The 12,426-nt window shown below is 55.6% G+C and carries 6 protein-coding genes and 2 pseudogenes; 4 read left to right on the top strand and 4 right to left on the bottom strand.

Going from position 1 to position 12,426, the window contains the following annotated elements; all coding sequences use genetic code 11:
• Positions 1–149: 149 nt before the first annotated feature.
• Positions 150–1,349 (bottom strand): MFS transporter, encoded by a 1,200-nt coding sequence (locus EUU25_RS06935; protein WP_158899545.1) that lies wholly within the window; start codon positions 1,347–1,349, stop codon positions 150–152.
• 649 nt (positions 1,350–1,998) lie between these two features.
• Here EUU25_RS06935 and EUU25_RS06930 point away from each other — a divergent pair.
• Positions 1,999–2,508, top strand: a complete 510-nt coding sequence (locus EUU25_RS06930; protein ID WP_158899543.1) for a hypothetical protein — start codon at positions 1,999–2,001, stop codon at positions 2,506–2,508.
• A 513-nt stretch (positions 2,509–3,021) separates the two neighbouring features.
• Here EUU25_RS06930 and EUU25_RS06925 read toward each other — a convergent pair.
• The 3 genes and pseudogenes from EUU25_RS06925 to EUU25_RS06915 form a co-directional block, all read right to left on the bottom strand.
• Positions 3,022–4,184 (bottom strand): annotated as a pseudogene (locus EUU25_RS06925) (CaiB/BaiF CoA transferase family protein).
• Positions 4,184–5,358 (bottom strand): annotated as a pseudogene (locus tag EUU25_RS06920) (acyl-CoA dehydrogenase). Before EUU25_RS06920 ends, EUU25_RS06925 begins: the two co-directional pseudogenes overlap by 1 nt.
• A gap of 76 nt (positions 5,359–5,434) precedes the next feature.
• Positions 5,435–6,901 (bottom strand): APC family permease, encoded by a 1,467-nt coding sequence (locus EUU25_RS06915; RefSeq protein ID WP_158899541.1) that lies wholly within the window; start codon positions 6,899–6,901, stop codon positions 5,435–5,437.
• Between the two features lie 637 nt (positions 6,902–7,538).
• On the opposite strand from EUU25_RS06915, the gene EUU25_RS06910 reads away from it, so the two are divergent.
• The 3 genes from EUU25_RS06910 to ndpF all read left to right on the top strand — a co-directional run bounded on the left by EUU25_RS06910 (position 7,539) and on the right by ndpF (position 12,425).
• On the top strand, positions 7,539–9,824 hold the full coding sequence (locus EUU25_RS06910) for a TonB-dependent receptor (protein WP_158899539.1): 2,286 nt from the start codon (positions 7,539–7,541) through the stop codon (positions 9,822–9,824).
• A gap of 1,058 nt (positions 9,825–10,882) precedes the next feature.
• Entirely contained in the window at positions 10,883–11,635 is a 753-nt protein-coding gene (gene ndpH, locus EUU25_RS06905) for a maleate isomerase (protein WP_465270199.1), read from the top strand.
• 10 nt (positions 11,636–11,645) lie between these two features.
• A complete protein-coding gene (ndpF, locus tag EUU25_RS06900; protein WP_187351299.1) occupies positions 11,646–12,425 on the top strand; it encodes an N-formylmaleamate deformylase in 780 nt (259 codons plus the stop codon).
• Position 12,426: the final 1 nt, after the last annotated feature.

The raw sequence follows: 12,426 nt of genomic DNA, 5'->3' as shown, positions 1-12,426 counted from the left end.
ATCGATGTGCTGCCGAAGTCAAAAATCTTTACCGGGTCGACCAAATCCTGGTCGTTTGAACTCGCCAATGATCTTACCTTTCCAAAGTTGAACCATTGCCACGCCGAACTAGGGCGACCCGCCAAGTCCCAGTCACGCTTCCGGCCAATCTAGAGGGATGCCGGCAAATTGCGCGGCTGCCGCGATGTATAAAAAGCTACCAAGAGCAGGGCACCTATTGCGGTTATAGGAGCAATCAAGAACACAATGGTGATAGGATAACCTATCAGTATCAGGGCGCCAATGGCGGGGCCAAGCGATTGAGCGGTAACATTTACGATATATATCGCCCGCGTATAATGTTCCTCGGGATCATTTTCCGCTACCACGGACATATAGTAGGCAAGGCCCATATTGAATACCGAAAGATATATGGAGAAGGCGACAATATATAGGGTAATTGTTGTGGCCGTGTAGAAGAGCCAAAGTGCAATGATGAAAAACGCAGTCGTTATAGACAGCCATTTTATCCGCCCGCCAGCTGCACCGAATATCGTCGGCAAAAGGCAACCGGCCAAGGAAAATATGCAGCCGATCGCGAAGGATCTGGCTATAGCGCTCGGCGCCAAGCCGTTGTCCAGTCCTACCCGTTCGGTAAAGCTGAAGCCGACGTTGGCGCTTATGGAAAAGAGTAGCAGCGCGATGAGGCCGACCTTGCCGAGTACGCGCATATTTGCCTGTTCCGGGTCGGCGCTGAAGGCGCCTGCCTTATCTGTCCGCCCGCGCAGGTCGCGAGGAAGCATCAGCGCAAGGCCCGCGGCGATGCAAAGCCACAGAGCACCCGATCCCAAGCTTGCGCTGTAGCCAAAATCCGTCCTTATCGCATCCAGCACCCAGATCGCGACGGCGGAAAGAAGCATGCCGAGCATCAGTCCAAACCCAAATGCACGGTCCGGGACGCGCGCGCGGGCCAGGGTGCATGCGGAGACTGTAGTCAACAGGACTACCGCAAACCCTGCGACAAACCTGATCAGGCACAGAAGTACGTAACTGTCGGCCAACGCCGTTGCCGCATTGGCCATCGTTGCCACGAACGCAGCGCAAAATGACAGCGTCCGCCAGGAGAGGCGCGGCATGAGAAAGAAGCCTAGGACGGCCCCGATGATGCCGCCTGCTTGATCAATGGTTTGGACAAACCCCGCTTCGCTCAAGCTTATGTGAAGCGTATCGACGTAGAGCCCGACAAAGAATGGCGCGATATTGATCAGGATGATCGAAAGCGCGTAAAGGATGCACGCGATAGCCAATGTCTTTACCGGCCGCACGCCGAGCCCGCTATCCATCCATTCCACCTTCGCAATGCGGTTCATTACCTGCCCGCTATGTGCGGCACCCGGGTCGGTCCGGTTGAACGCGTCGCGGCGAGACTACGGCTTATATTCCGCCACGATCCGACATGCAAATCAATTCTGCAATCGACGAATTATGGGCTTGCACTGCGAGACGAGCGACATGAGGAAAAGATTCTCGCGGCGCGCTCACTGCGGGTCGATGCGAGTCTTGGCGATGTCGTGGCCTCGCGCATCTTCATAGGACATGGCCCTCGCACTCTGCCCGACAAGACCATACCGTGGTTTGGCGATTCGAAACTTTCGTCTGCGGGCGGAGAGGACGTCGGCGCGGCAAGGCGGCTCGATGTCATCCCAGGTGTCTTTCGAGCAGGATTACGGCTCATTGGCGACCTGAACTCGATTTGGCGTGTCTCCTTTTGGCGTGGCCGGGATTTTCAGCAGTGGCGCGAGGGATGCGGCAGATCTAGCTGCTTATGCCCCGCCCGCCGCGATAGTGGTTTGGCCGGGCTGTGAGGCCCGATATGGAATGGGGACTTTCCAGGCATGCCGCCCAACCGCCAATCCTCGCTTGACACCCAAATCGCAGACAGATAATTATCTCGGTGTAGAATTAATTATATGCGGCCCAGTAAGCTGCCGTATTGTCACAGGGAAATGAGGAGATTATATGACCTGTAACCTTAAGACGCGCTTGGCTCTGCTCGCATTGATGTGTGCCCCTTCGCTATCAGCGGCGGCGCACGAAACGCCTGTGCAAGCGGCGCCAGCCGATGTCGTCCAGGAGCTCCATGCCTTCTACGCCGACCAAGATCAGGCCAATCGTGATGGTTTGACGTCGACCGAACTCGCAGAGCGATTTTATAGCCACGATGTGATTATCACCGGCGAGGGGGATGTTGCGGCGAGGCGTGGGATCGAGGCGTCCGTAAAAGCTCTTGACGACTGGTTTGCTTATCTTGGCCCCAATGGCAATAAGGGCTGCGCCTTTGCCGTGCAGGATACTGTTGTCTCGTCGGACCGGGACATGGCTTCGGTGTTTGCGGTATTGACTTGTCAGCCTAACCCGCCCGCGACCACGAAGCAAGAGACGATTCGCCAGCTTTTCGTGCTGAAGCGTACAGTTCATGGTTGGCGAGTAGTGCGGGAGATGTGGCAAGCAGGTGGCTTCGGCAACTGATTGCTTCTGGGAAGCCCATCGCGGTATTGAACCGCCGCACGATGTCAAGGGTCTTCCCGATCAAGTTCGGGGGCGCTGCACGCGGTGCACCCTCAGGTCATGTACAAGGCTCATTAGTCTGTCTTCCAGAGCCGGGCCGATTGGCTTTCCGGCCCTTTGCTGGATATTTCCGGTCCTTGCAGACGCCTTCGACTATGTCGGCTATGACATTCTCGACGTTGCGATCATCACTCGCGGCCGGAAGCCGAGAACTCCTCCTGTTCGGCCGGCAAGCTTACTGCAAAGTAGGCGCGGTCGGCGGGCGGGGCGGTGTCATCGTGTCTTTGTTGGGCCAATCGCGCTCGATGTGGGGACGGCGAGGTGCTTCAGTCGATCGCCCGAACCCGCTTTCATCGGTCGCCGAACAAGCGTAACAAGGAGTGACGTTGGCTTAGATTTGCGGCGGGCGCTGGTTGTTTCCTAGTGCTGCAATGCGTCCAATGTGACGATCGCTGCCTCGGGGAGTACTGACCTTCAAAGCCAGCAGGGCTGATCTCGTCCTAGCAAGGGCGATCCGCAGTCGAGTGACAGGCCGGCATGCTCAAATATAAGCGGCGTGCGTATCCCCTCGACCGGGGACGCGCCGGCTCGATCAAATCGTCTTACCAGTCCGCGCGCCGTAATCTGGGGATCAGCCAACACCTGGGCAACTGTATTGATTGGGCCAGCTGGTACCGTCGCGGCCTCCAGCGCACCCAGTAAGTCGTCACGCAACCAATTTTGCGTGATTGCGCTGATGATGGTGGTCAATTCGTCCCGGTTGGCTACCCGCGAAGAATTGGTCGCGAATGAAGACGACGCCGATAGTTCGTCGAGTCCGACTACTTTGCAAAAGCGGTCAAACTGACCATCGTTGCCCACCGCAAGTATTAGCCAGCCATCCTTGGCCGGGAACACTGCATAGGGTGCGATATTCGGATGTGCGTTGCCCAGTCGGACCGGATTTTCCTGCGTCGCCAGGTAGTTCATCGCTTGATTGGCAAGAACACCGGTCATGCAGTCAAGCAGGGCAACATCCACATGGTCACCGCGGCCGGTCCGTTCACGGCGCGTGAGGGCGGCCTGGATGCCGATGACGGCATATAGGCCGGTCACGATGTCAGCCAATGCCACGCCGATTTTCTGCGGTGCGCCGGCGGGTTCGCCTGTAAGGTCCATGATCCCGCTCAGACCCTGCACGATGAAATCATAGCCGGCACGAGCGGCATAAGGACCGTCCTGACCAAAGCCACTGATGGAGCAATATATGAGGCGGGGGTTCAGGGCCGAGAGGCTTGCATAGTCCAGCCCGAACTTGGCCAGACCGCCCACCTTAAAATTTTCGAAAACGACATCGGCTTCGATCGCCAGGCGGCGCACCTCCTCGAGATCTCGGGCCTGCCGAAGTCGGCGGTAATCGAACGCTTCCCGCGATTGCAGGCGTGGAAATAAGCTGCGTCATGTGTCCCGTTGCCATTGTCGATAAATGGCGGCCCCCATCGGCGCGTGTCGTCGCCGTCCGGACTTTCTACCTTCAATACGTCCGCGCCAAGATCCCCGAGGAGCTGTCCGGCCCACGGGCCGGCCAGAATTCGGGCCAGTTCAAGGACCCTTAGGCCCTTGAGCGGCTGGTTTACGCTCGCGGTTTCTTGCTGCATCAGAAAGCCGCGATCCCCGTGATGGCCCTGCCGATAATCAGGGCGTGGACATCATGGGTACCCTCGTAGGTGTTGACCGTCTCGAGGTTGACCATATGGCGGATGACCTGATATTCTTCTGAAATACCATTTCCACCATGCATGTCGCGAGCGGCGCGCGCAATGTCCAGCGCCCTGCCGACATTGTTGCGCTTGACCATCGAGATTATCTCGGGTGCGAAGCGATCGTCGTCCATCAGGTGGCCCACCCGCAGACTCGCCTGCAGACCCAAGGCGATGTAAGTTGCCATATCCGCCAACTTCTTCTGACAGAGCTGGGTTGCCGCCAGCGGTCGTTCAAACTGTTTTCGATCCAGCCCATATTGGCAGGCAGCGGCATAGCAAAACTCGGCCGCTCCAAGCGCACCCCAGCTGATGCCGTAGCGGGCGCAGTTGAGGCAACTGAATGGCCCGCGAATCCCCTCGACGCCTGGTAGCAGGGCATCATCCGGTACGAAGACCTCGTCCATCATGATCATGCCCGTGATCGAGGCGCGAAGTGACAATTTTCCAGATATCTTGGGGGCGTCGAGACCCTTGATTCCCTTTTCAAGGATAAACCCGCGGATCTTCCCGCCATGAACTTCCGAAGTCGCCCACACAATGAAGACGTCGGCGATCGGAGCGTTCGAGATCCAGGTCTTGGCTCCCGTCAGCACGTATCCTCCATCGACCTTGCGCGCTCGGGTTTTCATTCCAGCCGGATCGGATCCTGCATCCGGTTCGGTGAGGCCAAAGCAACCGATCAGTTCGCCGCTTGTCAGGCCGGGCAGATACTTCGCCTTCTGCTCTTCCGAGCCGAACGCATGGATCGGGTACATGACCAATGAGGATTGCACCGACATCATCGAACGATAGCCGGAGTCGACACGCTCAACCTCCCGGGTGACGAGGCCATAGCTCACATAACTTGCACCCGTGCCCCCGAATGCCTCGGGAATGGTGATGCCGAGCAACCCTTGCGCCCCATTTCCGAAAAAATCGCGGTATCGGTGTGTTCCTGAGCAAAAGCCTCGGCAACCGGGGGCTGCAACTCGTTCTGAGCGTAGGCCCGCGCGGCATCGCGGATCATGCGTTCTTCTTCACTCAGTTGGTCTTCAAGGTAAAAGGGGTCGGACCGTAAAAATTGATGCATCCAAAATCCGATCAAAATTCACATACATGTTGACTGCAGCCATGTTTGACGCGCCCTGCCGTTGAATGTCAGATCATCACAGGTCGTCCAGCTGCATCTCAGCGAACTTCGCTGGACGATAACGGCGGAGCCAAAGCGCGAACCCTATGCCGGCCGCCATTGCCAACGGTATGCCAATCGGAATGCGATTGACCACCGGATTCTGGCTGCCGCTCAGATATTCGAAGTTTGTCACCGCGAAGTACAGCGCCACCAACAACCCGAGAAACGCTAATATCGGCGCGATCACGTGCTGCCAGAGGTGACGTTCGGGATGCTTTCGGAAATAGGACACAACCGCAACACTGGTCAGAGCCTGCATGAACATTACACCTACCGCCGCAAAACCAAGAACGATCAAGCCCAGTCCAAGCATTGGGTGCAGCCCCAGAAATGCAGCGCTTGTAAAGACAATAAGCGCGACGACCGAAATCGAGGCGCTTGCTGCTGTTGGCGCGCCGTGTACCGGATGCGCGCGACCGAGCACGCGGGGCAGAAAGCCCTGACGGCCAAGCACGAACAGATAGCGCGCAGCAACATTATGCATCGAAAGAACGGTCGCAAACATGCTGGTAACGAGAGCCGCCTGGATGATAGTTGTAAATGCGTCATTTACATACTTATCACTCAGCTTGAAATAGACGAGGCCGACGTCTGCTTCGGGAATTCCCTTAATGTTGTCGGGTCCAATTGCACCTATAGTAATCCACGAAGTGATGAAGTAGAAGATACCGATTATGAAGATTGCGATGTAAGTTGCCCGGGCCACCGATTTTTGGGGGGACTTTGCTTCCTCGGAAAACAGTGCAGCGGACTCGATACCGAAATAGCAGGTAAACGCGAGCAGGATCGCAACACCGGGCGCACCACCTAACAGACCGCTGAAATCGAGCGATTGAGCCGGGAAAGCCGCGCTGCCCAACTGTCCAACAAGAATTGCATCGAAAAATAGCAGTAGCATGAATTCGATAAGGATGACGATCAGCACCACTCTGGCACTGAAGTCGATCTGGCGAAGGCCCAAGAAACCGATAATTACCCAGGCTACCAGAGAATAAACGACCCAGTGGAGATCGAATCCGAGCAAGTCGCTGAATGTGGTTTGCATCATATAACCGAGATAACTGAATCCCCCTGGCACAAACATTGTGTATGATGCGACCGCGACGCCGGCTGCTCCCAAGCCTACAACCGGACCGAGGCCGTGCGCGATATAGGTGTAAAATGCGCCGCCAGTCACCACTTCGCGACTGAAAGCGGAATAGCCCACTGCGAACAATGCCGTGACGACCGTCGCAACGACGAATGCCAGCGGGAGGGCCGTGCCACTACCGAACACAAGTGCCACGGGCAGCACCCCAATGACGCAGGCGAGTGGCGCGACGGCCGCGATAACAAAGACAGCGAGCCGGAATGTGCTCAGAGAGCGCGGAAGCGCAACGGATTGACCGTCAACGGCGGGCTGAACAGACCCAGATGCGACGGCGACCTTTGTTTGGGTCATATATTCCTCCATGAACGACCAATAATTTCATTGGATGCCGAATTTGACGGCAACAGTTCTGATCTCGAGGGCTTCAACGAAAGAGCATCCAACCCCTGCTTGATCGCAACACCGATGCCTGATCGATAGCGCCGTGAACGAAGCTCAACAATTCCCGTTTTCTGCATCCACCCCTCCATCTCGTTCGCACTGCCCCAAAGACAATTGCGCTATCGTCTGCAGGCAAACTGGCATTCGCTGCGTCGCCTGAAAATCGCGCTGGTCGCGAACGACTCACACTAGTAGCAAAATTGCTTTTCTCCACAACTAATTTATGCGAGTGGTGATTTTATGTCAGGATGGCAAGGTGGTCATATCTCCTCCGATTCGATCCATAAAAAATTTCATAAACTAATGATAATATGCTATATTCTAGGTGCTTTTTTGGCGCAGAGTGGACCGCGAGGGCAATTAAGATAGGCTTGCATTGACGTTGACAATGACATAAATTATGCAGTAGGATAATTATAGCAAAGGTGGTTTAACCGTACTTCTCTGGGCGGGAGTGCTTGTTCGCGAGCGGGAGGAGGATGGCGGAATTCGAATGCCATGGAGTCCTGATCGGTGGGAATGACATACATAAAGAGGGAGAATTGAAATGATTGCTCGATTGATACGCGGTTCAGCACATACTGCGTTGGCAGTTTCGCTCGCTTCGTTGCCGCTGGTTTATTCTTCGGCGGCTTATGCTCAGGATGCCGCAACGCCCGAGGAAGAGCAGCAGGTTGCAGGCGACTCCGGCGACATTATTGTTACCGCGCAACGGCGCGAGCAACGTCTCCAGGACGTTCCGGTTGCCGTCTCCGCCTTTGGCGAAGTGGCGATTGCGGCCCGCCAAGCGGTGCAGATTGGCGATTTGATGAAGGTTACGCCAAATACACAAGTCGCATCTCCCTTCGGTGAAGGCGGTCCGCCCAACTTTGTTATTCGGGGTATTTCTTCAACCGACTATTCTGCGAACCAGAGCAAGCCTATTGCCGTCTATATCGACGAAGGCATCCGCGGTCTTTCAACATTTGAAACGATGCCTTTGTTTGACGTCGAGCGCGTCGAGGTTCTTCGCGGCCCACAGGGAACGCTTTACGGGAAGAATGCGACAGGTGGTGCCGTAAACATCGTAACCAAAAAGCCTAGTTTTTCGACCGAAGGATATGTAACCGGCTCTTACGGTAACTTTAATCGTGTTCGGTTACAGGGAGCCGTGCAAGCTCCCTTGATAGATGGAGTGCTGGCGGTGCGCGTTGCTGCGCTCTACGTCCATGACACTGGCGTGCTTGAAAACGTGACGCCGGGCCTTGGCGATCTGGACCAGACGGACGTCTTTGCTTTCAGAGGGGCACTGCAGTTCGAACCCTCGAACAGCTTTGAGGCTACGCTACGTTACAACCATGTTAGGAGCGGTGGCCGTAACTATGCGCCGTTCGCCGGGAACATTGATTTCAATGATCCGGCAATTTTGTTTCCCGGCAATAATTTGTCCGGTCTTCCCGGATCGAACCGAAATGGCTTGGGCTTTTTTCAAACTGCAACGACCAACACGCCAGAGCGGACTATCCGCAGCGATGGGCTAAACCTGATCATGAATTGGGATGCATCCGATGTTATCAGGCTGACCTCTGTGACGACCTATGACTGGGGCAAGTGGGTCGATATTGGAGATGACGACGGCCTTGTTATCGAGGCGGATGACCCGATCGTCACCTTTGGCCGAGATATCAAGCAGTTCGTTCAGGAGTTGCGTTTGGCGACGTCATTTGATGGACCATTCAATGCTCAGGCCGGTCTTTTCTATTCGAAAGACTCGGTCAATGCCGGGTTCGATTATTCGCTCCTTACCGATCCGGGTTGCGGTCCCGCATGCAGCTTTGGATTTACGCCAACCGGAACGGGTTTTGTCCAGTCAAATAGTTTCGATCAAGAGCGCAAAAGCTATGCGGCTTATCTTCGTGGCGATTTAGAAATAACTGAGACAGTTTCCGTATATGGCGGTGTGCGATTCAGTCGGGATAAAGTCGCTGTTGCAAACTTCAACGCATTCCTAGGGGATAATATAGATCCCTTGGCCTTCCCAACCATAAGTGGCTATTCCGACCGCAGCACCTTTAGCAATACCAGCTTCGAAGTAGGTGTAAATTGGAAGCCTTCCGACGACGTCTTGCTCTATGCCTCCATGCGCGAAGGCTATCGCAGCGGTGCAGTGAATGCGCAAGCGTTCAGTGATCCGTCCGAAATCACCTTCGCGCCCCCTGAGACGGCGCGGACCTATGAAGCTGGCTTCAAATCTACCCTGCTAGATCGCACGCTGACGATCAACGGTTCACTGTTCCAGACCGACTACCGTAACCAGCAGGTCGTCGTGACTGAAGCGGGGGGGTTGTTTCCTCTCCGTTCGATCAGTGGTGCCCGCGTCCGCGGTATCGAAGCCGAGATAACTGCGCGGCCAATAGATCGGGTAACGCTTGGTGTGGGCATTGGTGCACTGGATCCCGAATATGACAACGATGCTGTCGTATCAGGTTCGAGCGGCACCATTGTCGCCGGGAACCAAATATCAAATTCTGCGAAATTTAGCTTAAACCTCACGGGCGGCTTCGTGCTCGCGGAAATTAAAGATGGGACGGTCGATCTCAACATTGATGCGTCTTATACCTCGCGCATCTATTTTGATATTGCGCAAACGACAGCGGTTTCCCAGAAGGGCTATTGGGTTTCCAACGCTCGGATTGCGTACAACGGAGATCGTTTTTCTGTTGGTGCAGGCGTGAAAAACCTCTTCAATCAGAAGTATTTCAACTACGGTTTAGCGTTGAGGTTTGCGGGGCTTGATTACCTCATTCGGGGCACGCCGCGCACATATGGCGTAGATGCTACTTTCCGGTTCTAACCCGGGAAGCCACAAACAAATCTCTTGGTAAACTTCCCCCGCTGCGACGCTGCAGCGGGGGCAAATTGAATGATAATCCTTCCGTGTCTGGTTTGACGTTAGCCGCCGCGTTTTTGAAAACTCGTATAGTGTTCGGCCTCTCGCCTATCGCAACCGGCAGCGATAAAACTGAATGTTTGATCATCATGCTTTGCGCGTGCCACATTCGGGAAAGAGGCAAGTATCCGCCATTTCACTGTGCTACCAAAGTGGTTTGTTGGTGTCCCATTGCGAGAGATGATTTCCTCAAGCGCTCACAAATCCACAATAGTGCATTGGAAAGCCAATGTTTGATCAGCGCTCAATTGCTGCTTCAAGTAGTTGAATGCGCGTAAAAGTTTGAGGGGATAAACGTCGCAGGCGTTACCCAGTGCCAAGGAGCTACGACTGCGAGAGCTTTCGCGTCGGGGGGAAGCATCGGCGGCGTCGGGTGGCAGCCCTTGAGGTATTCAATGGTAGTAAGCGACTAACCAGGTTGGAAAGTTCCTTCACCAAACGCCGGCAAAAAACATTGGGGATTGATGTTGTGATAGGTTTTATTTTGATCGCCTGCTTTCAAGTCGACTAATCGGCCCATGTGCTCGACCTGCATGAGTTAACGGGCGATTTTCAAGCAATGGTTGGCGGATCTGCAAAAATGGCTGCGCAGATTGGCCTCAGTTCTTTTGCTTTCGGCGCGGCAAGTACAGCCCAACAAAATTGATTGTGGACGTTTCAGAAAATACCGCATTCGCAGAATTTGATCGTATTGCAGAACTTTTTCATAATCGTCTGGCCTAGGCGAGATTGCCATAGCGTGGGAAGCCCTCACCGCTTCAAGCCAACAGCTTTGTACGGAGGTTTTTATGGCATACCCCTTATAGCTATGAAACTGTTACATTATATTGAGAGTGGTGGGTTGCTATGCGATTTTGTTACTGCAACGCTTCGCTCGGCGTGTATCCAATGCATGCGGCCGGCGAATTTCGCTTGTATTTATACGAGTGACTAATTAATATATATGAGTAAAGGAGATCCTCATGAGAACCTATCGCATCGGCCAGATCGTGCCGAGTTCCAACGTGACGATGGAAACCGAGATTCCGGCACTCTTGCGTGCGCGTGAGACGATTTCGCCTGAGCGCTTCACCTTCCATTCCTCGCGCATGCGGATGAAGCATGTCACGAAGGAAGAATTGGCCGCGATGGATGCGGCGAGTGATCGCTGCGCGCTTGAACTGTCCGACGCTGCGGTCGATGTGATGGGCTATGCCTGCCTCGTGGCGATCATGTCGATGGGGCATGGCTATCATCGCGAGTCGCAGGCGAGGCTGCATCAGGTCACCGTCGACAACGGCAATTCAGCGCCCGTTGTCTCCTCCGCCGGAGCGCTTGTCGATGGCATCAAGGCGATTGGCGCGAAGAAGGTCGCTATCGTTGCTCCCTATATGAAGCCGCTGACGGAGATGGTCGTGAACTATATCCGCAGTGAGGGTATTGAAGTGACGGAATGGCGCGCTCTTGAGATTTCCGACAATCTCGCGGTTGCCGGGCACGACCCGGCCCGTCTTCCCGGCATTGTCGCCAGCATGGAACAGATCGGCGACGTCGACGCGGTCGTGCTGTCGGCATGTGTGCAGATGCCGTCTCTGCCCGCTGTCTCGATTGTCGAGGCGCAGGTCGGCAAGCCCGTTTTGACCGCGGCGATCGCCACGACCTGGGCGATGCTCAAGTCGCTCGATCTCGACACGCGGGTGCCCGGCGGCGGCACCCTGCTTTCTGGCGCCTACTAAGGGGATGGCGATGCGCGGCTATAACGTCCATGCGAACGGCATCCGGCACCATCTGATTCAGCACGGTGAGGGCGGCCCGCAAATGCTGTTGATTCCGGGGATTACCTCGCCGGCGGTCACCTGGGACTTCGTTGCAAAACCCCTTTCGGAGCATTTCGAAGTTCATGTTCTGGATGTGCGGGGGCGCGGGCTCAGCCAAGGGGGAGACCTCGACTATTCGCTCGATGCGATGGCGGACGACGCTGTCGCTCTTGTTGAGGCGCTCGAAATGGACGCGCCTATCGTTCTTGGCCATTCGATGGGCGCACGCACGGCGATCCGCGCTGCGCGCAAGGCGCCGGGGGCCTTTGGCGGGCTGATCCTCGTCGATCCGCCGGTAAGCGGACCCGGCCGGCGTCCCTATCCCTCGGCCTGGCCCTGGTACGAAGACTCCATCCTGTTGGCACAGCGGGGCTGTTCGGCGGAGGACATGAAGGCCTTCTGCCCCACCTGGACCGAAGAGCAGCGCGCGCTGCGGGCTGAGTGGCTCCATAGCTGTGATCTTGATGCGATCGATACCGCCTATAAGGGTTTTCACGCCGACGACATTCATCAGGACTTGCCGCACCTCGATTTGCCGATGCGCCTGGTAGTGGCCGGCGCCTCTCCGGTGATCGAAGAGGCTGACATCACAGAGTTCAAGTGCCTTGCGCCGAACATCGAAATCACGACGGTCGAGGGCGCGGGGCACATGATCCCGTGGGACGACCTAGATGGTTTTTTGCGCGCCGTCAGCGATTTCAGAATTTGAC

This window comes from Sphingorhabdus lacus (genome assembly GCF_009768975.1).
Lineage (GTDB): Bacteria > Pseudomonadota > Alphaproteobacteria > Sphingomonadales > Sphingomonadaceae > Sphingorhabdus_B > Sphingorhabdus_B lacus.
This window is presented reverse-complemented; position numbering and strand designations above follow the sequence as displayed.

Bases quoted from the DNA above. Each gene is read 5' to 3' on its own strand.
- EUU25_RS06935 (WP_158899545.1), bottom strand. From the start codon at position 1,349: ATGAACCGCATTGCGAAGGTGGAATGGATGGATAGCGGGCTCGGCGTG.
- EUU25_RS06930 (WP_158899543.1), top strand. From the start codon at position 1,999: ATGACCTGTAACCTTAAGACGCGCTTGGCTCTGCTCGCATTGATGTGT.
- EUU25_RS06915 (WP_158899541.1), bottom strand. From the start codon at position 6,901: ATGACCCAAACAAAGGTCGCCGTCGCATCTGGGTCTGTTCAGCCCGCC.
- EUU25_RS06910 (WP_158899539.1), top strand. From the start codon at position 7,539: ATGATTGCTCGATTGATACGCGGTTCAGCACATACTGCGTTGGCAGTT.
- ndpH (WP_465270199.1), top strand. From the start codon at position 10,883: ATGAGAACCTATCGCATCGGCCAGATCGTGCCGAGTTCCAACGTGACG.
- ndpF (WP_187351299.1), top strand. From the start codon at position 11,646: ATGCGCGGCTATAACGTCCATGCGAACGGCATCCGGCACCATCTGATT.